The organism is Pseudoalteromonas sp. NSLLW218 (assembly GCF_015864775.1).
Lineage (GTDB): Bacteria > Pseudomonadota > Gammaproteobacteria > Enterobacterales > Alteromonadaceae > Pseudoalteromonas.
The window spans coordinates 1-23,658 of sequence record NZ_JADYWO010000015.1; the positions used below are offsets into that span (position 1 = coordinate 1).

The window sequence follows — 23,658 nt, forward strand, 5'->3', positions numbered from 1 at the left end:
ATCAGCTTTAGCTAAATTAACAACATGTTAGACGACACAGTATAGTCACAAGAGCGAAAAGCTCGTTAACAAGAAGAATGCTCTAACACGCGAAATTATTTTGGAGTCGAGGTAGCGCCTCATTTAGAACTCGAATGAATAACAGTGACACCCATCCTAAATTTTGCTCTTTTTTAAATTAAGGACTACGTTTTATTTAGTCTAAAAAACAAGCAGAGTGTCTTATGGCAATCGCGAGAAAACGTCAAATAAGTTTTGTTGATACAAAATACTACCATTGTATTTCACGTTGCGTGCGTCGTGCTTTTTTGTGTGGTGATGATCACTTTACAGGTCAATCTTATGAGCATCGATGAGGGGGGGGGGAAGATAAGCTGCTTGAATTAGCTAAAGTATTTTGTATTGATGTATGTGCTTATGCCGTAATGAGGACAAAATTAGGATGACACCCATCCTAACTATTACGAAAAAGGCCAATAAAAACAGTATGAAAAGTGCATTGTTATAAATAATGAATCACGCAAAAAGCTTAATTATGTAGACAAAATAAAAGAAAAAATAGACAGCTCAATCGGACGACAATAGCTGTTTATTAAAGAATGGCAAACGACTCGGCTGTATCGAACCGGCTTTCCTTTAAATAAAAAGCGGAACATTACAGTGAATAAAGGGGTGAACAAACTGACCTTACGAGGTCAGATGAAAACGAATGCCTTTACTTTATTGTGTGGCAACTGTATTGCCTTGTTCATAAAATAGAAAAGTTGCAAAACACGATGCATTAAGAAGGGTAAGCCCTTTTACCCTAAATTAAAGCTACTCAACCAGCCGCAACCCCTTCTAAAACGTCAATTAAAACAATATCAATCACTTCTATATTTTGCGTAAAAATACAGTAATCAATTGAACCAAAATAGGAACTCAGCTATGGTTTGTTTATCAATAAAAATAAATAAAAAACGAGTTAATCTAAAGGCTCGTTATGTTGCTCATGAAGAATATGGGCTATTCTACTCAAAATAAGGATTTTTTATGAGTTTATTTAAATTAGTTAGTTTATTGATCAAGTTTAGCTGTTTGTTATTGCTTTTAAGTGCCCCAAAATATCTTCTCGCTGAAGATAAAGCCTACCCTCAATTTAGCGTTTATTCACCTAAATCTAAGTTAACAATAAACTTTGAACCTGTGGATATATTATTAGAATCGAATGTTCTTGATATGGGTCCATCCAGAAGAAAAAATGCTAAACTTGACGAACCTCCGATAGGTACTAAGTTAAGAAATGTTTTTCCCAGTGCTACCCATAATGAAAGTAACAGATTCACATATGAGTTGATAAAATCCCCTAAACAAAAAAGTTTAGTCAATGATGTTAAAAAATATTTAGAATCATTGCCCGAGAAAAACAACCTTAATTTATATTCAAAACAAGAGCAATTGGCCTATTGGCTTAATCTTTATAACATTACTTTAATTAACGAAATTGTTAAGCGGTATCCAATAGTTAGTTTAGAAAAAATATTAACTGGTCCTGACTCACTATTGGATAAAAAGCTAGTAAATATTGGTAGTCTTCAGTTGAGTCTCAGTGACATACAGTATGGGATTTTAGATAAAAACTATAGTAAAGAACCTTTAATTATTTATGGATTATATCAAGGGTATATCGGCAGCCCAAATATCAATAAAAAAGCCTTTTCAGGTGAAAATGTATATAAGTTATTAAAAAATAATGCAACAGATTTTGTCAATTCGAATAGAGGTACAAAAATTGATTCTCTAAATAGTTTAGAGGTCTCTAGTTATTATGCGAGAAATGCTGATTATTTTCCTAATTTTAGCAATGACCTCAAAGTTCATCTGTTGCAATTTGCTGATAAAACAACCCAAGAAATAATAAATAAGTCGGATAAAATTGAACCCATTGTAAGTAATTGGGCAATTGCTGATCTATTTGGAAGTAAAAGAGTCTTTGGTGGGGGCATGTCTACTAACTCAGCAGCATCAATAGGAATATCAAGAAATTATGCATTGACCGATAAAGTCACTAAAGACGCGAACACAGGTGGAAAGTTCAGACTTTCACCTAGAGAAATAACCAGGTTAAAGGAGTTAATGAAAGTAAGAGCTAAGAATTACGGTGAGACATCCGTAACGATAACAGACCTAGAATTACAAGATGAAAACTAAAATTTACAATATGAACAGTAGCTCAGTATGATGAGCAAAATTAGGATGACACCCATCCTAACTATTACGAAAAAGGCCAATAAAAACAGTATGAAGAGTGCATTGTTATAAATAATGAATCACGTAAAAAGCTTAACTATGTAGACAAAAGGGAAGAAAAAATAGACAGCTCAATCGGACGACAATAGCTGTTTATTAAAGAATGGCAAACGACTCAGCTGTATCGAACCGGCTTTCTTTTAAATAAAAAGCGGAACATTACAGTGAATAAAAGGATGAATAAATTGACCTTACGAGGTCAAATGAAAGTGAATGCCTTTACTTTATTGTGTGGCAACTGTATTGCCTTGTTCATAATATAGAAAAGCTGCAAAACACGATGCATTAAGAAGGGTAAGCCCTTTTACCCTAAATAAAAGCCACTCAAACACCCGTAATCCCTTCCAAAACGCCAATTAAAACAATATCAAAGACTTCAATATTGTGCGTAAAAATACAGTAATCAATTGAACCAAAATAGGAACTCAGCTATGGTTTGTTTATCAATAAAAACAAATTTAAAAACGAGTTAATCTACAGGCTCGTTATGTAACCAAGGAAGAATCGTGAAATTCTGGAGAAACTCGTCCACAGAACATTATCCAATGTGGAAAGCATTCTTGATGTACATCTGGGTAATACCTGGAGTTCCGATAGGAACCTTTTTAGGTGTTTATTTCTTAGAGGCTCGTAATAGGAGTGATGATGAATTATTACTTAGCTTGCTTAACTATCGTTTAGATTTTACTTTGATTATTTTATTTGGTGTTGGTTTTATCCTTTGGGTTTGGTCTATTAGAGCTTTAAGTAAGCCTGTTTTTCAAATTCATCAAAATAGGTTGTACTTTTACGGTTATGGCTTTTTTAAAGATGACATTGCACTTGATTCACTTCAAGAAATACGCTCCTATAATCTTGGTCCGCTGGGTCACCTAATAGACTTTAAATCTAAAGTCGGTATTACCTTTAGATCTTTTGCTTTTCTATCAAACATTAATAAAAGTAAATTAGAAAAGTTTTTTGAGGAAAGTGGTATAAAGGTTACATAACAAGCCAACTAAGCAGGACTATAGCTAGGGAAAGTATGCAGAAAATTTTAGTTTTAGCGGTTTTTTTAGTTTCTGGTTTTGTGAAAGCAGAATCTGATCCTTGTGAGTCAACCCAATATCCAGTTAAATGGGAATCTGAATTAGTGCATCCCGAATCTTATGAGCTTCCAGCCATTTTCTACAAAACTAATTATTCAAAGGTAATTTTACCTGTATCAAAAGCGATAGACTTTGTTAAAAATAATATGGCAAACCATAAGGCATATTTAAAAGACGCTAAAGCTTAGATACTTTAAAGCTTATCTAAATTGCCAAAAAAAAACTTATAGACCACTCAAACCTCTTAATTGCAACAGATGGCTTGCAAGGACGAGAGTTGAGTAAAGCTATTCATGTTATGGCTGGATATCAAGGGCTATTCGAGGGATTACTATTAAAAAATGAGGCGTCAGTTAGTATTAATGGTAATTGGGTAAATTCATCAAGCGTTACTGACATGGTAGGCAATAATCCTGCTCCCTTGGATGACTTGAGTTTTGTTCATAAGTTAATTGTTTCTAATTCAAACCAAGTAGTGTTTGAAAAATGTTGGCTAGATTGAAAATAGCCATATAACAAAATGCCCTGAGGTGGGCGACTAGTAAAATAGGCTATTAATTGTGGGAAGCTGAAAATAGTAAGTAATATTTAAAAACTTTATAACAAGGAACGTATATGAATATATTTGAAGACAAAACCGTAATTGAGTTTGAAATATCAGAAACAGGCCACCAAATTGTTGAAGCTAAAATTAACGGTAAATTGTTACGTTTTATTTTAGATACTGGCGCTGGAACGTCAGTTTTAGACAGGGGATGCCTAAGTGAGTTAAGCATTGAAGAAACACTCAATGTTGAGAATGCAGCAGGCTTGGGCACTTCGGATCACGCTATGGGTGATATAGAAGTTCATTCAATAGAGTTTGGAAATGCCTTGTTTGAAAGTCCTGACTTTGTGTCACTTAATCTTGACCATGTTCAGGTAGCGGGTGGTGAAAAGGGAGTACATGGTTTGTTAGGCTCTCCCTTTTTTACTCAATACCAAGCAGTTATCGATTTTTCAAAAAATAGGTTAGAGCTTTTTAATAAAAAAAATTAAATATCTAACCTAAATTTTGTTAGTAGATTTTAACTAACGCACCATGTTTATGGATTTTACTATGGCATGGTGCGACAGCTGTTATTGTTTACAATCTGTATTTTATAGCTACTTTTCTAATTCTCTTTTAGTAATTCTTTTCTTATAATTTCAGCCCCAGCGCTCAAGGCATTTAATTTGCCGTTAGCTATATGGTGAGGTAGTGGAGCCATACCGCAGTTTGTACATGGGTAGAGTTTGTCGGCATCTACAAATTGCAGTGCTTTACGTAGCGTATTAGCTACTTCCTCTGGCGTTTCGATAGTATGATTTGCTACATCAATAGCGCCTACCATTACTTTTTTACCGCGAATGAGTTCTAGTAAATCCATTGGTACATGTGAGTTATGGCACTCTAATGAGATAATATCGATATTAGATTGCTGAAGCTTAGGGAATGCTTCTTCGTACTGGCGCCATTCGCTTCCTAGTGTTTTTTTCCAATCTGTATTGGCTTTAATGCCGTAGCCATAGCAAATATGCACGGCGGTTTCGCATTTGAGCCCTTCAATTGCGCGCTCTAAACAGGCAATTCCCCAGGCGTTTACTTCATCAAAAAATACATTAAACGCGGGCTCGTCAAATTGAATAATATCAACGCCTGCGGCTTCTAACTCTTTTGCTTCTTGATTTAGAATTATGGCAAATTCCCACGCTAGTTTTTCGCGGCTTTTATAATGGTCATCGTAAAGCGTGTCAATCATTGTCATTGGGCCTGGCAATGCCCATTTTATTGGTTGCTTGGTTTGCTTGCGTAAAAACTTGGCGTCTTCAACAAACACTGACTTTTGGCGGCTAACAGGGCCCACAACGGTAGGTACACTTGCGTCGTATCGGTCACGAATTTTTACTGTTTTGCGCTTTTCAAAATCAACGCCATTTAGGTGCTCTATAAATGTAGTTACAAAATGCTGCCTTGTTTGCTCGCCATCGCTAACAATATCAATGCCTGCTTGTTGCTGGTCGAATAATGACAAGCGTAGGGCGTCGTGTTTGCCTTGAGTTAATTCATCACCTTGTAATTTCCAAGGTGACCAAAGTGTTTCTGGCTCTGCAAGCCATAAAGGCTTAGGTAAACTGCCAGCGGTAGATGTAGGTAGTAATTTTTTCATAATAAATAATGCCGTATATTTTAGTTAATTATTAAACGTAGCGTTAAGCGCGTTATTACTGGTTGTTACTATTAGTTGTTATGACAGATAGCGAGTAGAGAATTGCTCAAGAACCGTTTGGTACGGCTTGATAAAATGCTCTTGTGCAAACTTGCCTTGCTCATTCGCTAACTTGCCGCGCTCTTCTCGGTCATACACAATTTGCGTTAGTGAGTGATCCAAGTTTTTTAAGTTTGGTTTATATGATTTACCCGCTGTTGCGTTGGCATTATAAATCTCTGGTCTGTAGATTTTTTGAAATGTTTCCATCGTACTAATGGTGCTTATAAGCTCAAGATTGCTGTAATCATTAAGTAAATCGCCAAAGAAAAACAATGCTAAAGGCGCGGCACTATTTGGTGGCATAAAATAACGTACCTGTAAGCCCATTTTTTTGAAGTATTGCTCAGTTAAAGACGATTCATTTGGTTCGTATTCAACGCCAAGTACCGGGTGTTGGTTTTCAGTGCGGTTGTAGGTTTTGTTATCTGACACACTTAGGCATATAACCGGTGGTTTTTTAAAGTTTTGTTTGTATGTATCCGAATTTACGAATGACTGAAATAGCTTGCCATGTAAAACCCCAAAGTCATCAGGAATACTAAATTGAGGCTTGCCTTTATTGTGCTCTTGTAGGAGTACGCTAAAGTCGTAGTCGCGCACATACGATGAAAAGTTGTTTCCTACAATGCCTTCAATGCGCTTATTAGTTTTATGATCAACAATATTTGTTTTTAATATTTCGATTGATGGGAAGCTTTCGCCGCCGTCTTCAATACCTATCTCAACAGAGACAATTTCAAGCTCAACAGCATAACGCTCACCTTTGGTGTTATCCCAGTGGGCTAGGGCATTAAAACGGTTGTTAATCATGTTTAAGGCGTTACGCAAGTTTGCTTTGCGGTATTCACCTCTGGCTAAATTAGCAAAGTTGGTTGTGATACGCGTATTAGTTGATGGATGATAATTTTCGTCGAGTGAAACGCTCTTAATATTAAATGTAAAATCTTTTTTCATCGTGTTTATATCCAATTTTATAATTTAAACCTGATTGATGCTCTGCGCTTTATTAGCCTTGCAACTTACTTCGCTGGTTTTGTTATTCAGCGGCTTTAAGTTGTTAGTAATAGTGTTTAGCGCTAAGGGATGAGTAATTTATACGTGGATTGGCATATGAAGAAAAACGGTTTAATTTCACATAAAACATGAGTCATATTCATTACACATTATTGTTAGATGCGATTACGTAGTAATTGACGAAAAAAAGGCATAAATTGATAAAAATAAAGGATGGATGTTTAGCCGTTTAGACTTCCTTTTCGTTAGTGTGTACTTTATTCATGTTAAACATGAGGAATATTCAAAGAGTTTTTTTGTAGCTATATCAGTGTATTAGTTGGTTTTTAGCATATTGCATCGCTGTTTATAATAAATGTCGTCACGGGTAAGTTCCAGCTAGCTATATAAGTAGATACCTTAGCTAATCTAATCTCAAAAGATAAACCGACTTTTCTGAGTACGTATATAAATGCCTGTGAATTAATAAAAGGCTATATAATAGCCATGGCAGTACGTTAAGTAAGTTATACTCGTTTTTCATCACCTCACCTATTGAGTATTCGTGGATATCAAAGGCACTTGTATTGCATCAACTATTGATGAGCATGGCCCTGTTTATGTATATCAAACAAAAAAGAATCTTATTCTCAGCTTTGACGGAAAAATTTATCAAAGCTGTATTAAATTAAATAATATTAACGGGTTAAGCTTAGCTTATACGCAAGCTATGATGGCTGCGCTTTTTTTTATTCCGCATTTAAAAACCGCGATGATAATGGGACTTGGGGCGGGCTCTATCGCAAAAAGTCTTTATCATGCGTTTCCCGCGCTGACTATACATACCGTTGAATATCGTAAAGCCGTTGCTGATATGGCTATAAAATATTTTGAAGTCCCGATATCAGAACGTTTGTTTATTCATATTGATGATGCGGCAAACTACATGAAAAAAACGCAGATAAAAACAGACGTTATTTTTTCTGATTTATATAGCTCAGATGGGATGGAGTCAGATCAGGTGCAATCATCCTACTTACGTAATTGTAAAAATGCGCTCACTTTTGATGGTGTTTTAGTACTTAATATTTGCCATACCAAAATTGGGCAAAGGGAAGTGTTTGATCAACTACTTGAGAAAGAATTTGCAGGAAAGATTCTTAGTTTTATTATTGAAGGCGGTAATAAAATTGTGTTCGCTTTTAACAATAAAATGCCTGCACTTAGTGAAGATGAATTACTTGCTAAAGCACACGCGTTAAAAAAATTAATAAACGTACCAATGACGCGCTATGCCGGGCTTTTATTTAATTAAATGGTTAGTTTGATGTACTGTTAAATGGCGCGTTTGAATCCATCCATCTATCTGTTGTTCATTTAAACTTGGTTAAACTAATCGTACTCTGAATAAAAATAATAAAGTACGTACCCGTACGGAAACACTCATACATGGATTACTGTAAAAATATAATCGCTAAATTTATAAGCGCGATGCAAAAGCGGCCTGGATTATTGGCTGTGTTGGCATTTTTGTCGGGCGTTGCTAGCTTTGTACTTGTAGACAGAAAAGAGTCTTTTTCGCAATTTATTGCAATATTTTTACTTATTAGTTGGTTGTGGTTAATTATTGATAATTGGCTGCGTGATAAAGTAGAAGAAAAGTTTGGTGTAGCGGTATCGCCTAATGTAATGCGTTTTGCGTTACAAATGGTGCAGCAAGAAAGCCTATTTTTTGCGTTGCCATTTTTTTTAGCGGTTACGCAGTGGGATCATCCTCAAGCAATTTTTACTTCCCTTATTGCTTTGTGTGCAGTTATATCGGTTATCGATCCCTTTTATTATAAAAAACTTGCTAGAAACCGCACGCTATTTAGCGTGTTTCATAACTTTGCTTTATTTGTTGTTTTGCTTGTTACGTTACCTATTTTGTTAAACCTTACAACGAGCCAAAGTTTAGCTGCCGCACTTGTAACTGCTGTCGTGGTTACTCTTCCGAGTTTAAACAATTTAATGCCTAATGCTCGCTGGTGGCGTTTTCCTATTCTTGTATTGATTTTATGTGCTTTAAGCACAGCAGTGTGGCAATTAAGAAGCTATGTGCCTCCTGCAGCGCTGCGATTAACCGATATTACGTTAGCTCATGAAGTTGATTTACAGCATAAAAAGCCAGTAGGGAGTATTAAACAGTTAGATTCTTATACGCTGCACCATCAAGGTTTATATAGTTGGACTGCTGTTAAAGCACCAAGAGGCTTAAACGAAAAAATATTTCATGTGTGGCTTCATAATAAAAAAGAAGTTGATCGGATCACGTTAAATATAAACGGTGGGAGAGAACTAGGTTATAGAGCGTGGACACACAAAGTAAACTTTCCTAAAGACTCTGTTGGTAAGTGGCAAGTAAAAGTAGTCACCGAATCAGGTCAGTTAATAGGTTTAACGAAATTTACTGTTACACCTTAATGATAGTAATAAGTTTGTAATCGAATAAATATTTGATAGGCTATTTTTACAGTGTTTATTGGATGAACGTTATGAGTTTTGCATTTGATCTGTTTATTTGGTTAATGGTAGAGACTATTTTAGGTTTTTTAATTTACTCAACAGGTTGTACTATTTTAAAAATAGTTACCTTTGGTAAGTTTAAAAGCGATATTACCGATTACGTATCGTTTAAGGCGAATAAAGCTAAAAATGTTTATTTAATTTGTGTGCTCGGGTTTAGCTTTTACGTGCTATTAATTGGCTTTGTTGCCTACATGAGTCATTAAATTATAGTTACATGAATAACAATACGTTATTTACAGCAGGCATTTTAAGCTTTATAGCATCACTTTTACATGTAGCCTGTGTTTTTGGAGGGCCTGACTGGTATCGCCTTTTGGGTGCTGGTGAGCAAATGGCTCAAATGACAGAGCAGGGCAGTATGTATCCTACTTATGTAACTTTAACTATTTCAGTTATTATTGCTATTTGGGGCTTTTATGCGCTCTCTGGTGCGGGCGTCATTTTAAAACTGTCACTTTTAAAAACTGCGCTCGTATTAATAACCGCAGTGTATTTAATACGAGGTATTGCGGGTTTAATCATTCCTTTTTTAACTTCAAGCCAAATCGTTCATCAGAATTCTATTCAATTTTGGATTATAAGCTCGATAATCTGCTGCATTTATGGGTCATTTTACTTATTTGGTACCCTTAAATTGTGGCGAATAAAAAATGTATGAATGCTAGATTTCCTGATTTTTTAAATTCAAATTATTAAATACTGATAGCTTATTTTTATATTGCGAAATACTATGTTCGACTATTTTTTACGCGCATATATTTTGGCTTTAGGTATCTATAAATGAATAAAACGTTATTGAGTACTTTGCTTGCAGCTCTTATTTGTACATCTCTTTTAGCTAAAGTGCAGGCCCAAGACGTTCATGCACTTGAGCCTGAATTAGGTGTTGGCGGAAATATTAAGCTAGATGAGGCAAGTACGGCTTATGTTGATGACGGTTTTGATTTTCATGTGCATCCACTTTGGGAAGGCCGATATGTAAGTGAGGGCCGTGACAATTTAGCGGGTAAAGGTATTGCCTCAATCGCAACTGAATTCAATTATAATGAAATAGCTATTATTCCGTGGGTTGCAACGGGTGTTGATAGCGATTATACCGAGTTTAACTTAAATGCTATTTACGCAACTCAGTTATTTAATACCGTTGATATGTTTATTGGTTACAACCATTTAAGATCGCGTGAAAATACCTCTAATGCTCACGACAATGAGGTTAGCTTAGATTTTTCGTATTTTTACGATAATAAATTTCAGCTCACTAGCAGCGCATATTATTCGTTTGATTCTCAAGGCACATTTATAGAGCTTGCGATAAACAAAGGCTACGAGATAAATGAAGCTGTTAATATCGATTTTCAAACGGGGCTAGGGTTTAATGCAGGCTATGTAAGTGATGGCCATAATGGTATTAACAACCTTAAGCTTACAGCTAACGTGTCGTATAAAGTTATTAAGCAGCTTGAAGTATACGCATATACTAGCTACACCATGGCAATTAATAAAAACGCTGAGCGTTTTGTGGGTGATCAAATTTTAAAAAACGTGTTATGGAGTGGTATTGGTCTGAGCTATCTATATCGTTAAAAGTTAGCAGCTCAATAAAATGGTTGTGCTGCTTATTAAGAGTTTATCAATAAAAATTAGCCCTAAATTTACATAGCTTTATTAACGTTGGTTTTTAAATCACTCTTTTCTTTTTCGTGAGTGTGGCTTTTTATAGGGGCGGAAATTCCATTATCAATTTTTTGAATCGGTTGGCTTCGTACACAGATTAAATCATCAGCCATATATTGGCAGCTGCCAATATATAAATCGTTATGGCCGCCTTCGTATTTACATGATTGAGATTTTACTTTATCTGCGCAGGCTTTAACTGCAACACCATTTAACGGCCCTGAATGAGCATTTAAAAATGTGGGTGCTGCAAGTAAAGCCATACCAAACAAGCTTAAAGAACTACTTTTTATAAACATAACAACTCCTTTTTAATGCTTTTCAGGATCATGGCTTGGCGGTGGACCGTTGTGATCACCCGGTGGTCCACCTGCAGGCCTAACTGATTCTCCATGTAGGCACCCTATAAACATATTTTCACTAGGACTGGCTGCGTGGTAGTGATAACCCCTTACTTCATCTGTATTACCTCGGCATTCATCAAGTGACTCTTCTTTACCGCTTGTATCACGCATTGCATAAATACCATAACCGTCTATTGCATAACCTATAAGAGGTGCATGTCCACCTTCTGTAGCAGCTGAGTCAGTACAACCAGTGGTAGAGTGATAGTGATAACCTTGGTGTAAATTTATATGGCCACCACAATCATCAAATGCCGCAATGGTATAGCTCTCTAAAATTGCATTAATTGGAGCAGGCCCTGATAGCTCAGTACCGTCTAGTGCTATACCTACTGTTCTTAATCGGCCAGTATCAGATGCTGGAATAGGTGTAACAGGAATTAAATACGTTAATGAAAAATTATCTTCTAAATACGAAAGTTCACACTCAATACAATTTTGTTTATATTGCTCTTCAACATCAGGGCGAGCTGCACCAGCGCAAGACTCTTTTGTAGCTGTATATCTAATTTCATTTGTTTTAGTGTCGTAAAGTACCCACTTTTCATCGCCGTAGTATTCATCAAGCTTTAGGACAAATTGGCCTGTTAAATCAACTAAATCACCAGTACCTTCTTTACTAAACCAACTGCCAGTTACATCAGCGCCATCGGTCGATGTGCGCGGGCAAAATGGACCCGGCTCTCTACCTGCAGGTGCGCCTGATGTAATTAACTCATAACACTTAGTTTTAGTTCCTTGCGCCGTTTCGCAATCAACAATGTTAGGCTCAGATAAAAAGGCCCCTTTTTTAAACATAGATAAATTTATTGTTTGATTCGTTTTTTGTACTTCACTAAGGGAGCTACTGACTTGCTTAGTATTTTTATTAGTTGGTGAGTCGTCGCAGCCACTTAGAGTTAAAACTGTTGCGGTAACAATGATTGCAAACGCGCTGTAATTATTTGAGCCCATTACTTGTATCCTTTTCAGTATAGGTTTTGGTGTACTTATACTGTGGCATATTACTGGCTAAATGTGCAAAAAGTATGGAGAACGACAAAATAAGCACATGATACAAAACCTTTAACAGTGTGTGGTTGCTAAAGCGCAGTTTTAAATTTAATTATTAGTGTTTTAAAATAATAAAAAACGGATATGTGTAATACACATTAGCTAAAAGTGTTAGTGTTTAGATGTTATTCAAATACATATGAGGATTACATATGAAGTTTTTAGTGTTTTTAGGGACAGTGCGTAACAGCACGCCACCAAAACCTGCTCGCTTAGGTGAGAGAGTGTCTAAAGCCTGCATGGAGTGCTTAAACGAGCAATTCTCCGAACATGAGTTTGAGCTTATAGATGTACTTGATTACCCAAGTGAGCAAGTTTTTAAACCGCATTTTGCCTATGCTCAGGGTAAGGCGCCTTCAATGCTAAATACTTTAGCTGATAAAATTAAAGCGGCTGATGGATATGTAATGGTTAGCCCTGAATATAATCACAGTATGAGCCCAGCTCTCGCTGACTTACTTAATCACTTTGGTAGCTCACTATTTTCATATAAGCCCAGTGCTATTGTTACTTACTCTGCTGGGCAGTGGGGTGGACTCAGAGCGGCAATTAGTATGCGCTCGTTTTTATCAGAGCTTGGCTGTTTGCCTGTATCTGCAATGATCCATGTTCCAAAAGCGCAAGAAGTATTTAATGATAATGGATCTGTGCAAGTTGGTGAAGAGCAGTCATCGTGGTTTAATTATTTTCACCGTACTTTTGGGCAATTGGTTTGGTGGGCGCAAGCGGCTAAAAATCAGAGTGGCGTTGAAGATCCTGAGCAGATGCTAAAAAGCTTTAAATCAAATCCATCGCAGCGAAATGCCCCATAACGAATACTTTTAAAATATAACTAATTTAGCCCTTAACTGGGCTAAATTTGTTTCTTTTATAGAAACTTAAAATATATAAATGTTACTATTAACATCTACTTATAAAAAAGGATGTTATATCTTGAAATACCTTACTCTTTTAAGTGTATTAACACTTAGTGCTTGCAGCTCTGTACAACACTTACCGGCGCTTGGCGAAGGCACTATTGCTAATATGAATTTAATAGCTCTTTCGGAGCAGAGCGCGCCACAAGGTGTTAGCGGTACATTTCAGTTTTATATTAAAACTGCAGGCTCTCAGTACGGTGACGTATTTTTAAATACCGAAGCTGACTATCGTGATCGACGTGCTATTACAATTTCAATTGATTCAAACGTAGCTGCTAAACTCACAGAAAAATACGGACAATCAGCCGACACATTTTTTATTGGTAAAGCAATTGAAGTAACAGGTGAAGCGAAGCGGGTAACTATCGATTTTTTAAGTAAAGGCAGAAAAACCAATAAATATTACTATCAAACACATGTTGCTGTTAATTCAATAAATCAACTTCGCATTGTTGAGTAACATCAGCCAGCTTGTTGAGGCATCGGATTAATTACTAAGATACTTATTGGCTAAGGGTATGTTTTACAGTGGCACTGTTTTTATATACAGTACCCCTGTAAATCTCAATGAATACTAAAATAACAAGCTTAATGTTAGTCGCGCTGTTCTTGGCTCTATTGGATGAAAGTGGTTATCTTCAACGCCTTGTGCTGATTCGCCAGGTAAACGCGATGCATAATAGTAATCTATATCGTGGTCGGTGCTATTAAATAAGTTAAGTAATTCAAAGTTTACTTTCCAGTGAGTCTGCTCATAGCTAATTGCGCTATTTACTACTGTTAAAGGCTCCGAACGCTCGTCACCATCGCTAGTTAATGTACGTTTGCCAATATGGCGAACTCTAACTGATGACTGCCATTGCTCACTTAAGTGCCAATTTAAACCTGTACTTGCAACAACCGGAACAGCACCTTCTATATAATCATTATTGTCATTAATATCTAAACGTGAATGCGTGAACGATGCTTCTGCGTCGATACTAAAGCTGTCGTTAATCCAATAATAAGCGCTTATTTCTAATCCGTAACGCTCAGATGCATCACTTGGTTCTGTGTTACCCGCATCGCCAACAAATAAAAGCTCTGAGTCGAGTGTTAGCCACCAAAGTGCAGCTGATAGATTAAACTTTTGCTCATCAGCAAATCGGACGCCTATTTCAGCGCCTTCACTTTTAACTAATAAGTCAACTTGCTCAGCTTGCTCACCGGTAATAGGGTCAATATTAATAGTAGATCCGCGCGCATCATTTGAATGAAAAGATTGTCCCCAATTAGCATATGCAGCTAGTAAATTTGTAAAACGGTAATTTAAACTCCCTTTAAAACTTACTAAATCATCCTTTGCTTTTCCTGAATTTACGGCGGTAATACTAGTCACGTTTGTATCAAAATAGTCGTACCTAACGCCAACGGTTGCTTCAAGTTTTGGAGTAAGTAAAAGTTTAGACTCCCAAAAGCTTGAGTAGCTAGTTTGCTTTAGAGCATCTTGCCTTACCGTACTAAGTCGCTCTCTTGCTTGAGTGTTATAAAGCCCTACGTTATCTATGACGTCGTGGCGAAGCTCAATACCTGCGGTATGTTGTATGTTTATATCTGATGTTTTGGTTTCAAACTGGTAGCTTATATCTGTTCCATAGATATTTCGGCTATCTTGCTGATTAAACTGATCGCCATTAATTGGATCATTTAAAAAATAACTAAAGTTAGAATACAAAGTTAAATCGTAATTTATGGCATAAATGCTGGCTTTAATATGCTCACCTTGCCAGTTACTAGATAAACTATAACGGCTAGAGCTGCCACCAAGTGTGGTGTCAAGAGAGCCTAATTGAGTAATTAAATTTTGTGATATCGCACGCTGTGGAATTTGATCTGCTGAATTCCATGTATTGTCGTATGCCATGGCACTTATTGATAAGTCACCATCAAAAGCTTTACCAACATAGCGCAGTAGGGCATTCTTTTTATTTACATCTTCGTTTATATCATCCCATGGGCCGTCATAGCCTTGCCATTCTGCCGCTGCAATGAGCTTACCTTTTGCAATGTTAGTAGATCCCAGTACAACAGCGCGTTTATAATTATCTTCTCCTATGCTGAGTTCTACTTGGTGATGTTTTAGGTTATCAGCAAGTTGAAATTGAGCACTTCCAGCGGTTGAAAAGTCACCTTGGCTTGCGCTATATGAGCCTTTTTGATAGTTAATAGTTGAAATAGACTCAGGGATTATAAAGTTTAGGTCGGTGTAACCTTGTCCGTGGCCATGGCTGCGCATATTAATTGGCATGCCATCTATGCTGGTGGCAAAGTCGGTGCCGTGATCTAAATTAAACCCCCTAATAAAGTACTGATTAGCTTTACCAGAGCCGCTATGTTGAGTGACCGCCATACCTGGGATTAACTCTAACATTTCGGCGCTTCTTAACATTGGGCGCTGCTGAATTTCACCTTGACCAATAATACCGCTAGATGCGCTGATTGACTCACCAATTAGCCCATCTCTGTGACCATAAACGGTTAATTTTTCTATGTTTGCATAGCTATAACCACTATACAAAGTGCCTAGCGCTAAAATTGCTAATGTTCTCATGACTAAAATCCCTATCTAATGTATTTGTTATTAATGCAGCTATGTTAAATACGGCTTAGATAATTTATTGGATGCAACATTTGTTGGTTATTTGTAATTATTTAGGGGTGAGTAAAGATGGGTAACTTAAAAACTACGCCGCACGCTATTGTAATCTTATTACATAAAACTAATAATCGAGTGCTTTAAATAACTGTATAACACTAACAAGACAGAGAGCCCGTATTGAAAGCCAAAGAAATCCGCAATTTTTACATTAACGAAGAGCAATCTGTTTATTTGCTTTCGCACCGCGATGCTAAAAAGCACCGTCAGTGGCTTAACATTTGTATTAAGCAGTTAACACTGCTGGGGTACAAAAATGTAGAAATGATTGGCTCGGGTGCTTTTGGTTTTGTGTTTGCAGGAGATGACGATAACGGCTTACCTTGGGTATTTAAGTTTTCGCGTATTACTCTTGCCCAAAGTGTGCGTGACCGCTTAGAAGATGAAGCGTATATGCTTTCGCAAATTGATAATCCGTTAGTGCCTACCTTTTATGCTTTTGAACGTATTAAAAAACAAGGGATTTTAATGATGGCACGCGCCATTGGAGAGGACCTTGAAAAAGTATCGCTTAAAACAGGGCGCTTTAGTGCCGCGCAAATAATGGCGCTCGCGGTTAGGCTTCGTAATGTACTGGTTGATTTACGCAGTCATAAAAATGGCATTAGCCCACAACCTATAGTGCATGGCGATATAAAGCCTTCAAACCTTGTATGGGATGCAAGCACTGATGCGCTGTCGTTAGTCGATTGGGGTAGCTCTGTGTATGCACAGTTAGATAGTAATGGTAATCCTGTTGCGAGTAATTTTATGGATTTAATGTCGGGCGATTTAAGCACAACGAATGCGCGTATGGGCGATGTGTACTTTATTGGTGAAGCGCAAATGTCGGGGGAGCAATCATCCCCACGATTTGACGAACAAGGTGTAGCCGCTACGTTGTATGCGCTAGCGTCGGCGCAGTCATGTCGCTTTGGTGCACAAGCTATCCCTGCAAGCAGCTTAGGGCTTCCAAAAGAGCTGGCTAAAGTCATTGACGGTATGCTTTCTAAAAGTAAAGCTCAACGTGATGGTGCTGGTGATTACTTTATGCGTAACATTACAACTATGGCGAAAGCGTATTTACCTGAGTTTGCTAAAAAACAAAAAAAAGCAGATATTCCTTTTTGGTATGGTAGCGATGAGCAGCCAGATACGGTTGTGTATAGCTCACGAAAACAATTTTTACGCCAGGCTGATCATAATCAACAACTACTAGATATAAACGACGCGCAACTTGACCGTTATTACAAAGAGTTTTTGTTTGATACAGGCGATACCGAAAAAGCATTTTTAGCATCAATAAGCCGATTAGCTAAGTATCCGGTGGTTGGTGGACTTAGTTTTCATTGGAGGGATGATTCGCTGTTTGTTGAATCGTCTTTAATTATGCATGATGAATCATTGGGTGATGCGTTTAGTGATGCGATTAATAACACGGTGATGCTTGCGCAAGCGATTAATCAAAAAGGGTTATTTAAGTGCTGTTTGTTTGATGCCCGTAAAACTATTCAACTAGAGCGAGATGGCACGGGGGCATTTAAGTTTGATAGCTTACCAGAGCTTGAATACGAAGTAGTAAGTATGAAAGCAAATGACATAACCCGCCCGCATTCATACTTTGAAGACGGTAAAGACCCTGACGAGCAACTACAGCTACCTAAAAAAGTTATTAAGTGCGTATTTGAGCTTAACCAAATTCATCATACCGGCTGTATTATTTTTGAAGCACTGCCGGACAGAATGAAAATTCACCATTACTACCGATTACTCGATTCGACCAAAGAAGTTGAGTTTAAACGCCTTCTTAATAAACTCATGCAATACGCGGTAAATATTACTGACGTTGGTGTTGCGGGCTTTATGAAACTCCCATATAAAAATACCCGTGAGTTTAGTTTATGTGAGCAGCAAGAAGAGCATTACTTTCCTAAAAACCCCAAGCTTGTACCTTTGTAGAAAGAGCACTTAAATTAAGAGTGCTGAATGAAAAGACAAAGATAAAAAAAGAGCACAAGTTTGTTCAACTTGTACTCTTTGCTACTTAATTATTTGGTAAGTACTACTAATTATTAAAACACCTTACTAAAGGGCGACGTTGGTGATAGCTCAAATTTGTGAGTAAGTTTTTGCGTTTTATTAGTCGCTGTTATTTGATAATGCTGCTTGTGCTCATTGTTACTAAATAGCTTAACGTTAAAGTTAACTTTGGTTAATTTACTGGGCATAGAGTAGCGCCCAGTAATGGTTACTTGGTCTATATTGTCGCTTTTATGTGTATGCGACGCTTCTGGGTTTAGCAAAAGTCCGTCAATAGTAAATTTATACTGATGATCCGCTAAATAAACGTTCTTTGTAACTCGCTTACTTATTTGTTTTTTGTGAGCATTAAACTCAACTATTGATATTTTGCCATCTTTATTTTCATCAACCCCTTTAAAAGCCGACATAGGGATTGAAAGTACAATAAACACGTTATTATCAACAAAGTTTAGCGTGCCGTGCTCTGCAACCATTAAATGTGCGTTTGCTAAATTTGGCATAATCAACAAACCCAAGGTAGTCATACTTAGCAGATGTGATTTTATATAAGGCATAGCTTACTCCTAACTAAACTTCGCCTTTAACGCAGCGTTGAAAAAACGGGTAAGTGTCTGTTGCGTAATAGTGGTATATCCCATCGGGAAACTCAGGTGTTACACCAACGCGGCCATTACATTCATCTAGATCACCAGAGCCTGCTACGTATTCCCAATCTTGTCCAAATGTACCTAAGGGATATATATCGGTAGAAGGGCGGTTTGCGCTAACGGTTGTTACGTGTTGGTAGCTACCGGTCATTGCGGTTAGGGCTGAAGTTGCATCACTTGAGTCCGAATAGCCGTAACGTGCATAAATAGGAAAGCCGTCTGCTGCCCAGCCTATTAGAGTCATAGTGGTGCTATTGCCACCACGCAGTGTTACAAAGCCTTCAGGCATACCGTGATAGTGGTATGTACCATCGGGTTGCACGTGTGCGTTGTTGTCGTCTGTTCCAAAGCTAAACGTGTCTTGGCTTAAGGCTTCAATGTTCCAGTTGCCGCTGTTGTCGCCCAAATCGCAATCGGTGCCCGAATCATCGCAACTCCCGCCTGTGCCTGCGTCTATTTTAATGCCGTTAAGTACAACGCCTATCATTCCACGAGGACCACCAAGCATAGTTGCTTGTGTTGTTTCTATAGGCTCAAGTGTGTAGCTTTCATTTAAAGATTGCTCAGAAATAGTATTTGGGTTGTCGGCATTAGGAAAAGTGCCTACTTCATGATCGGGTATGCCATTAGCTACTAAGTCACGTGTAGTTCCTGTGCATGACCAATCTGCTGCGCTGGTGGCTTGTACGGACTCAGATTCGTTATATTCGCTGTAGCTATATTCACAAAGTACACCCTGAGTTGAGCTACTCGTACCTGTGCCATTATCTGTGGTGGTTTGGGATGAATCTGTAGTTGTTGAGTTATCAATAGCTATGCCTTCTCCATCTCCGCATGCAATTAATGATGAAACAATTAAAGACAGAGAAGTGAGCTTTAAAGCATTTACCCTATTTCTATTTTTATTATTAAGTTCGTATTGTTTCATTGCTGCCTACCTGATCAATTAAGTTAATCAAATAATAATCAGCAATTGTGCAAATAGTGTGTAAACAATGATGACAAATTAGCAATTATGTAAATAGGCAGATTATTAGCGCTAAGTTGAAATTTAACTTTATTAGATTGTGTTTTATTTTAAAATTTCAAAAAGTTAAACTAACAGTAATTAAGTAATATAAAAGGCTATCTTAATGGCTAAAATAAAACCTGTTGTTACGCTACAAAGCCACGGCATTTACTCCACGTGGGATAGCGAAAGTAAGGCGTTGCCACAAATAGAGCAATTTACAACAAATGTAATAGCTGAGGTAGATATTGAGTTTGGTTTAATCGTAAATATTAAAAAAGGTAAAGGCGAAAAGCTTCATTATTGTATTTACCATCCAGATATTCCAGATAGTAACGGCGATGTAATGGACCCATTTGAAGGCGATGTATACGTTAAAAATAGCGATTGGAACTTTTACTTAGGCGATACGCTTTGGCTGCCAATAGAAAATAAATTGGGTGACTGGCGTATGACGATTGAGCTTAATGGCAAAGTTATTGCGGATAAGACATTTAACGTGGCATTAGAGGCAGAGCGCACTGAAACAGACTTTTGGAAAAACCGGGGATATTGATTGTTATTTATTGTATGTAGCGCGGATATAATTGAAGTTAATGAGAAGATAGTCGAAGAGCTACTTATAAATAGCTCTTAGACCTTAAATTAGTAAGTTTTTAGTTACCCCAAGGGTTACTCGAGTTTGAACGCTGTTTGCGATCGCGAGCACGTTGCTTTGATTCTTTCTTTTCTATAATACGTTTAGCGTCAACAAAGCTAAGTTCACATGGCTCACCAGGTTTATGATCTGCTGGAATCACACGATCTCGTGGCGGCAATTCGTATTGAACATCATCAGGTTTAGGTAAGTTTTTAAGACGATAAAGGTAAAAGTTATCTACTTTTTCTTGTGCCCATTGTGTTTTACGTAAAAATTTAACTGCGGATTTTATATCAGGATTGTTTTTAAAGCAGTTAAGTTGTAAATAAGCGTGTAGGAGTTCCCACCCATATTGTTCAACCAGCTCTTCAACCACTTGTTCTAATTTTACGCCTTGCAGTGGGTTATTACTGAAAAGTTCTTGGTTGCTCATAGGTGTTGCCTCGTTATTAAAATACAAATTGCATTATAAATTTAATAACGAGGCTTTAACAGAGTAAATATCTTAACTTTGGCAATTAACTACAACACGACCACGAATTTTACCTTCCATAAGTTGCTCTGCGTTATCAATTACGTGTTCGAGTGATATTTCTGTCGAAATTTTATCTAAATAATCAGTGCTTACTAATTTAGCTAACCGATCCCATGCTTCGATTCTGTCGGCTTTAGGGCGCATTACGCTATCAATCCCCATTAACGATATGCCACGTAATATGAATGGCGCAACTGACCCTGGTAAATCCATACCTTGTGCAAGTCCGCAGGCGGTTACTACGCCACCATATTTTAGTGATGCACAAATATTGGCAAGTGTATGGCTCCCTACAGAGTCTATTGCCCCTGCAAAGCGCTCTTTTTGGAGGGGCTTACCTGGATTTGAAAGCTCATTTCTGTCAATTACGTGTTTAGCGCCTAACTCTTTTAAATACTCACTTTGATCTAATCGGCCCGTTGCTGCTGTTACGTTAAACCCAAGTTGATTTAATAAATAAATAGCAAAGCTGCCTACGCCACCATTAGCACCCGTTACCAGTATTTCGCCAGACTCAGGCGTAATACCCTGTTTTTCGAGAGCTATAACACTTAGCATGGCGGTATAACCGGCTGTACCAATTTGCATGGCTTGTTTTGGTGAAATACCAGCAGGCAAGGGGATTAGCCAATCGCTATTAAGTGCCGCTTTTTGAGCAAGCCCACCCCAATGTTTTTCGCCTACACCAAAGCCATTTAATATTACGTTATCACCGCTTTTAAATTCATCGCTGGTGGAATTTGTAACCGTACCCACTAAATCAATACCTGGCACCATAGGAAAACTACGTACAACGGGGCCTTTGCCAGTAATTGCTAAGCCATCTTTATAGTTAAGTGTGCTGTATAGCACGTCGATAGATACGTTTTCGTTTGGTAAATCACTATGTTCGATAGTAGATAATGAAGCACTATAGTTATTATCTTCTTTATTAATAACAATGGCTTTAATTGGGTTACTCATGGGATATCCTTTTAGACCGATCGTCTTTTAATTGGTAAATAAAAACGCATTAGGTTAATAATGCGCGTAAAAACATTTCTGTATACAAAGTAAGTGGGGTATTTGATTTAGTGAGCTTGGCGCGCATAACAGCACCTTCCCAACCAATCCAAAAGTACTCACTCATTAATTTTGTGTTTACATGGCTTGCAATAGTGCCTTGCTGCTTAGCTTGGTTTAAGCAAGCTTCTACATGGTTTTGCCAAGCGGTGTAGCTTTGCATTAATCTGGTTTTAAACTCTTCACTTAAATGATTAAGCTCTTGGTTTAAGTTACCGACTAAGCAGCCACGTTTGTAATCGTATTTTTTCATCCCCTTAATTGCGCTTTGGGTAAAATTAACGATTCGCTCCAGTGGGGGAACATCTTCTTGCTGTAAGTAATAGGTAAGCTTGGCAATAAAATAATTGTCGTATGCATCAACTAACGCAATACCGTAGGCTTCTTTACTTTTAAAGTAGTGATAAAAAGAGCCTTTAGGTACAGCGGCTTTTTTTAAAATAGTATCGAGGCCTGTGGCACTAAAACCAAATTCGGTTAGTGTTTCTAGGCCCGTGCGAATAAGTAACGCTTTTGTATCGGCGTTCTCTCTGGCTATTTTAGGTGGGCGACCACGGCGTATTGGTGTTGATGTATTTTTGTTCATAGGTATATATTAGACCGATCAACTTTAAATAATCAAGTGTAAATTTAAATTGTTTAAAAATAGTTCAAATTAGGCGAGTAATAATAACTGAAATAAAAGTGTCACGATTACATTTTTGTTTGGAACTTAGTTAAATTACTCAGGTCGTAATTTATGTACTTAAGTACATTTTAGCGATTATTGAGTCGCATTTTATTTAGCATAAAACCGGTCAAATTAAATGTTGTATGACCACTTACTTTTTTAAATGTTAATTCATTTTTGCATCAGCAGCTTAGTTAAAGTCAAACAATTTAATTGCTTTTACGATTTGAATTTTACATTTTTATTAACTATTCATTAAATGTAGATTTCACTAATGCTACACAATATATAAATAAAAAGGTGAGGATATTACCGATGAAGAGACAGAAAAGAGATCGTTTAGAAAGAGCTCATTCTCAAGGTTTTAAAGCAGGTTTAGCAGGTCGCTCAAAAGAGCTATGCCCTTATCAACAAGTAGATCCAAAATCAGAGTGGTTAGGAGGTTGGCGTGAAGCGATTGAAAACCGCAACATGTACAAAACCTAAAATCAATAATCGAATTTAAGCAAAAAGGCCTCCACATTGGAGGCCTTTTTGTTTGTGCGTTTAAAAATTAAAATGCGCTAGTGTCTTGGAACAAGCCCACTTTTAAATCTTTTGCTTCGTAGATTACTCGGCCATCTACTTCTACAGTGCCGTCAGCAACGCCCATAAACAATTTACGTTTAATTACGCGTTTCATTACAAGGCGGTAAGTTACTTTTTTATTAGTTGGTAAAATTTGGCCAGTAAATTTAACTTCACCCACACCTAGCGCGCGGCCAAGACCAGGGCCACCAGACCAACCTAAGTAAAAACCAACTAGTTGCCACATAGCATCTAAGCCTAAACAACCTGGCATTACTGGGTCGCCTTTAAAATGGCAATCGAAAAACCAAAGGCTAGGGTCAATATCAAGCTCAGCAACAATCTCGCCTTTACCATGAATTCCGCCATCAGCGGTAATAGAGGTAATGCGGTCCATCATTAACATGTTGTCACTTGGTAAACGGCAGTTGCCTTCACCAAACATTTCACCTTGACCGCAAAGGATCAAATCTTCTTTTGTATAGCTATTTTTAGGTTCCATAACACTTATCTTCGCTTAGAAATTGCCAA

Annotated in this window: 26 protein-coding genes and 1 pseudogene; 16 read left to right on the forward strand and 11 right to left on the reverse strand. The window is 37.4% G+C overall.

The window, feature by feature from the left end; genetic code table 11:
• Positions 1–224: 224 nt before the first annotated feature.
• The 6 genes and pseudogenes from I6E80_RS18580 to I6E80_RS18605 form a co-directional block, all read left to right on the forward strand.
• Positions 225–428: pseudogene (locus I6E80_RS18580) on the forward strand (Mobile element protein); the annotation flags it as partial.
• 604 nt (positions 429–1,032) lie between these two features.
• Positions 1,033–2,190 carry a DUF547 domain-containing protein gene (locus tag I6E80_RS18585; protein WP_197186173.1) on the forward strand — a complete coding sequence of 386 codons (1,158 nt, stop codon included), beginning with the start codon at positions 1,033–1,035 and terminating at the stop codon, positions 2,188–2,190.
• A 605-nt stretch (positions 2,191–2,795) separates the two neighbouring features.
• Entirely contained in the window at positions 2,796–3,278 is a 483-nt protein-coding gene (locus I6E80_RS18590; RefSeq protein ID WP_024591717.1) for a hypothetical protein, read from the forward strand.
• 35 nt (positions 3,279–3,313) lie between these two features.
• On the forward strand, positions 3,314–3,565 hold the full coding sequence (locus I6E80_RS18595) for a hypothetical protein (protein ID WP_197186174.1): 252 nt from the start codon (positions 3,314–3,316) through the stop codon (positions 3,563–3,565).
• A gap of 110 nt (positions 3,566–3,675) precedes the next feature.
• Positions 3,676–3,879 carry a hypothetical protein gene (locus I6E80_RS18600; protein WP_197186175.1) on the forward strand — a complete coding sequence of 68 codons (204 nt, stop codon included), beginning with the start codon at positions 3,676–3,678 and terminating at the stop codon, positions 3,877–3,879.
• Between the two features lie 113 nt (positions 3,880–3,992).
• On the forward strand, positions 3,993–4,415 hold the full coding sequence (locus tag I6E80_RS18605; protein WP_197186176.1) for a retropepsin-like aspartic protease: 423 nt from the start codon (positions 3,993–3,995) through the stop codon (positions 4,413–4,415).
• A 116-nt stretch (positions 4,416–4,531) separates the two neighbouring features.
• Here the strand turns inward: I6E80_RS18605 and I6E80_RS18610 are convergent, their stop codons facing one another.
• Together I6E80_RS18610 and I6E80_RS18615 are read right to left on the reverse strand one after the other, a co-directional pair.
• Positions 4,532–5,566 carry a methionine synthase gene (locus I6E80_RS18610; protein ID WP_197186177.1) on the reverse strand — a complete coding sequence of 345 codons (1,035 nt, stop codon included), beginning with the start codon at positions 5,564–5,566 and terminating at the stop codon, positions 4,532–4,534.
• Between the two features lie 78 nt (positions 5,567–5,644).
• Positions 5,645–6,622 (reverse strand): DUF1852 domain-containing protein, encoded by a 978-nt coding sequence (locus I6E80_RS18615; protein ID WP_007582790.1) that lies wholly within the window; start codon positions 6,620–6,622, stop codon positions 5,645–5,647.
• A gap of 604 nt (positions 6,623–7,226) precedes the next feature.
• Here I6E80_RS18615 and I6E80_RS18620 point away from each other — a divergent pair.
• From I6E80_RS18620 to I6E80_RS18640, 5 genes are all read left to right on the forward strand, one after another.
• Positions 7,227–7,976 carry a spermidine synthase gene (locus tag I6E80_RS18620; RefSeq protein ID WP_197186178.1) on the forward strand — a complete coding sequence of 250 codons (750 nt, stop codon included), beginning with the start codon at positions 7,227–7,229 and terminating at the stop codon, positions 7,974–7,976.
• 134 nt (positions 7,977–8,110) lie between these two features.
• Positions 8,111–9,124, forward strand: a complete 1,014-nt coding sequence (locus I6E80_RS18625) for a DUF5924 family protein (protein WP_197186179.1) — start codon at positions 8,111–8,113, stop codon at positions 9,122–9,124.
• A 71-nt stretch (positions 9,125–9,195) separates the two neighbouring features.
• Complete coding sequence (locus tag I6E80_RS18630; protein WP_170070932.1) at positions 9,196–9,432, forward strand: hypothetical protein; 237 nt, start codon at positions 9,196–9,198, stop codon at positions 9,430–9,432.
• A gap of 11 nt (positions 9,433–9,443) precedes the next feature.
• Entirely contained in the window at positions 9,444–9,887 is a 444-nt protein-coding gene (locus I6E80_RS18635) for a hypothetical protein (RefSeq protein ID WP_197186180.1), read from the forward strand.
• A 122-nt stretch (positions 9,888–10,009) separates the two neighbouring features.
• The gene (locus tag I6E80_RS18640) at positions 10,010–10,813 is read left to right on the forward strand and encodes a hypothetical protein (RefSeq protein WP_024599081.1); all 804 of its coding nucleotides are present in this window, start codon (positions 10,010–10,012) and stop codon (positions 10,811–10,813) included.
• A 68-nt stretch (positions 10,814–10,881) separates the two neighbouring features.
• Here the strand turns inward: I6E80_RS18640 and I6E80_RS18645 are convergent, their stop codons facing one another.
• Together I6E80_RS18645 and I6E80_RS18650 are read right to left on the reverse strand one after the other, a co-directional pair.
• Entirely contained in the window at positions 10,882–11,202 is a 321-nt protein-coding gene (locus I6E80_RS18645) for a hypothetical protein (protein WP_197186181.1), read from the reverse strand.
• A 12-nt stretch (positions 11,203–11,214) separates the two neighbouring features.
• Complete coding sequence (locus I6E80_RS18650) at positions 11,215–12,261, reverse strand: YHYH protein (RefSeq protein ID WP_197186182.1); 1,047 nt, start codon at positions 12,259–12,261, stop codon at positions 11,215–11,217.
• A gap of 251 nt (positions 12,262–12,512) precedes the next feature.
• Between I6E80_RS18650 and I6E80_RS18655 the strand changes: the two genes are divergently transcribed.
• Together I6E80_RS18655 and I6E80_RS18660 are read left to right on the forward strand one after the other, a co-directional pair.
• Complete coding sequence (locus I6E80_RS18655) at positions 12,513–13,172, forward strand: NADPH-dependent FMN reductase (RefSeq protein WP_182695970.1); 660 nt, start codon at positions 12,513–12,515, stop codon at positions 13,170–13,172.
• A gap of 121 nt (positions 13,173–13,293) precedes the next feature.
• Entirely contained in the window at positions 13,294–13,740 is a 447-nt protein-coding gene (locus tag I6E80_RS18660; protein WP_197186183.1) for a hypothetical protein, read from the forward strand.
• Positions 13,741–13,854: 114 nt separating this feature from the next.
• Here I6E80_RS18660 and I6E80_RS18665 read toward each other — a convergent pair whose 3' ends face one another.
• Positions 13,855–15,870: a TonB-dependent receptor gene (locus tag I6E80_RS18665; RefSeq protein WP_197186184.1), complete on the reverse strand. Its 2,016-nt coding sequence runs from the start codon at positions 15,868–15,870 to the stop codon at positions 13,855–13,857.
• A gap of 225 nt (positions 15,871–16,095) precedes the next feature.
• On the opposite strand from I6E80_RS18665, the gene I6E80_RS18670 reads away from it, so the two are divergent.
• The gene (locus I6E80_RS18670; protein ID WP_197186185.1) at positions 16,096–17,913 is read left to right on the forward strand and encodes a serine/threonine protein kinase; all 1,818 of its coding nucleotides are present in this window, start codon (positions 16,096–16,098) and stop codon (positions 17,911–17,913) included.
• Positions 17,914–18,026: 113 nt separating this feature from the next.
• Here I6E80_RS18670 and I6E80_RS18675 read toward each other — a convergent pair whose 3' ends face one another.
• Together I6E80_RS18675 and I6E80_RS18680 are read right to left on the reverse strand one after the other, a co-directional pair.
• Positions 18,027–18,551 (reverse strand): hypothetical protein, encoded by a 525-nt coding sequence (locus tag I6E80_RS18675; RefSeq protein ID WP_197186186.1) that lies wholly within the window; start codon positions 18,549–18,551, stop codon positions 18,027–18,029.
• Between the two features lie 13 nt (positions 18,552–18,564).
• Positions 18,565–19,572, reverse strand: a complete 1,008-nt coding sequence (locus I6E80_RS18680; RefSeq protein WP_197186187.1) for a YHYH protein — start codon at positions 19,570–19,572, stop codon at positions 18,565–18,567.
• 205 nt (positions 19,573–19,777) lie between these two features.
• Here I6E80_RS18680 and I6E80_RS18685 point away from each other — a divergent pair, with 205 nt between their 5' ends.
• Positions 19,778–20,209, forward strand: a complete 432-nt coding sequence (locus tag I6E80_RS18685) for a DUF3859 domain-containing protein (protein WP_197186188.1) — start codon at positions 19,778–19,780, stop codon at positions 20,207–20,209.
• A gap of 100 nt (positions 20,210–20,309) precedes the next feature.
• Here I6E80_RS18685 and I6E80_RS18690 read toward each other — a convergent pair whose 3' ends face one another.
• From I6E80_RS18690 to I6E80_RS18700, 3 genes are all read right to left on the reverse strand, one after another.
• The gene (locus I6E80_RS18690; RefSeq protein ID WP_024599091.1) at positions 20,310–20,726 is read right to left on the reverse strand and encodes a VF530 family DNA-binding protein; all 417 of its coding nucleotides are present in this window, start codon (positions 20,724–20,726) and stop codon (positions 20,310–20,312) included.
• A 72-nt stretch (positions 20,727–20,798) separates the two neighbouring features.
• On the reverse strand, positions 20,799–21,791 hold the full coding sequence (locus tag I6E80_RS18695) for an MDR family oxidoreductase (protein ID WP_170070920.1): 993 nt from the start codon (positions 21,789–21,791) through the stop codon (positions 20,799–20,801).
• Between the two features lie 49 nt (positions 21,792–21,840).
• On the reverse strand, positions 21,841–22,476 hold the full coding sequence (locus I6E80_RS18700; protein ID WP_197186189.1) for a TetR/AcrR family transcriptional regulator: 636 nt from the start codon (positions 22,474–22,476) through the stop codon (positions 21,841–21,843).
• Positions 22,477–22,875: 399 nt separating this feature from the next.
• Here I6E80_RS18700 and rmf point away from each other — a divergent pair, with 399 nt between their 5' ends.
• A complete protein-coding gene (gene rmf, locus I6E80_RS18705; RefSeq protein ID WP_002960897.1) occupies positions 22,876–23,046 on the forward strand; it encodes a ribosome modulation factor in 171 nt (56 codons plus the stop codon).
• Between the two features lie 67 nt (positions 23,047–23,113).
• Here the strand turns inward: rmf and fabA are convergent, their stop codons facing one another.
• Positions 23,114–23,629, reverse strand: coding sequence for a bifunctional 3-hydroxydecanoyl-ACP dehydratase/trans-2-decenoyl-ACP isomerase (fabA, locus tag I6E80_RS18710; protein ID WP_007582756.1), 516 nt, complete (start codon positions 23,627–23,629; stop codon positions 23,114–23,116).
• Between the last annotated feature and the right edge of the window lie 29 nt (positions 23,630–23,658).

Bases quoted from the DNA above. Each gene is read 5' to 3' on its own strand.
- I6E80_RS18585 (WP_197186173.1), top strand. From the start codon at position 1,033: ATGAGTTTATTTAAATTAGTTAGTTTATTGATCAAGTTTAGCTGTTTG.
- I6E80_RS18595 (WP_197186174.1), top strand. From the start codon at position 3,314: ATGCAGAAAATTTTAGTTTTAGCGGTTTTTTTAGTTTCTGGTTTTGTG.
- I6E80_RS18600 (WP_197186175.1), top strand. From the start codon at position 3,676: ATGGCTGGATATCAAGGGCTATTCGAGGGATTACTATTAAAAAATGAG.
- I6E80_RS18605 (WP_197186176.1), top strand. From the start codon at position 3,993: ATGAATATATTTGAAGACAAAACCGTAATTGAGTTTGAAATATCAGAA.
- I6E80_RS18610 (WP_197186177.1), bottom strand. From the start codon at position 5,566: ATGAAAAAATTACTACCTACATCTACCGCTGGCAGTTTACCTAAGCCT.
- I6E80_RS18615 (WP_007582790.1), bottom strand. From the start codon at position 6,622: ATGAAAAAAGATTTTACATTTAATATTAAGAGCGTTTCACTCGACGAA.
- I6E80_RS18625 (WP_197186179.1), top strand. From the start codon at position 8,111: ATGGATTACTGTAAAAATATAATCGCTAAATTTATAAGCGCGATGCAA.
- I6E80_RS18630 (WP_170070932.1), top strand. From the start codon at position 9,196: ATGAGTTTTGCATTTGATCTGTTTATTTGGTTAATGGTAGAGACTATT.
- I6E80_RS18635 (WP_197186180.1), top strand. From the start codon at position 9,444: ATGAATAACAATACGTTATTTACAGCAGGCATTTTAAGCTTTATAGCA.
- I6E80_RS18640 (WP_024599081.1), top strand. From the start codon at position 10,010: ATGAATAAAACGTTATTGAGTACTTTGCTTGCAGCTCTTATTTGTACA.
- I6E80_RS18645 (WP_197186181.1), bottom strand. From the start codon at position 11,202: ATGTTTATAAAAAGTAGTTCTTTAAGCTTGTTTGGTATGGCTTTACTT.
- I6E80_RS18650 (WP_197186182.1), bottom strand. From the start codon at position 12,261: ATGGGCTCAAATAATTACAGCGCGTTTGCAATCATTGTTACCGCAACA.
- I6E80_RS18655 (WP_182695970.1), top strand. From the start codon at position 12,513: ATGAAGTTTTTAGTGTTTTTAGGGACAGTGCGTAACAGCACGCCACCA.
- I6E80_RS18665 (WP_197186184.1), bottom strand. From the start codon at position 15,870: ATGAGAACATTAGCAATTTTAGCGCTAGGCACTTTGTATAGTGGTTAT.
- I6E80_RS18675 (WP_197186186.1), bottom strand. From the start codon at position 18,551: ATGCCTTATATAAAATCACATCTGCTAAGTATGACTACCTTGGGTTTG.
- I6E80_RS18680 (WP_197186187.1), bottom strand. From the start codon at position 19,572: ATGAAACAATACGAACTTAATAATAAAAATAGAAATAGGGTAAATGCT.
- I6E80_RS18685 (WP_197186188.1), top strand. From the start codon at position 19,778: ATGGCTAAAATAAAACCTGTTGTTACGCTACAAAGCCACGGCATTTAC.
- I6E80_RS18690 (WP_024599091.1), bottom strand. From the start codon at position 20,726: ATGAGCAACCAAGAACTTTTCAGTAATAACCCACTGCAAGGCGTAAAA.
- I6E80_RS18695 (WP_170070920.1), bottom strand. From the start codon at position 21,791: ATGAGTAACCCAATTAAAGCCATTGTTATTAATAAAGAAGATAATAAC.
- I6E80_RS18700 (WP_197186189.1), bottom strand. From the start codon at position 22,476: ATGAACAAAAATACATCAACACCAATACGCCGTGGTCGCCCACCTAAA.
- rmf (WP_002960897.1), top strand. From the start codon at position 22,876: ATGAAGAGACAGAAAAGAGATCGTTTAGAAAGAGCTCATTCTCAAGGT.
- fabA (WP_007582756.1), bottom strand. From the start codon at position 23,629: ATGGAACCTAAAAATAGCTATACAAAAGAAGATTTGATCCTTTGCGGT.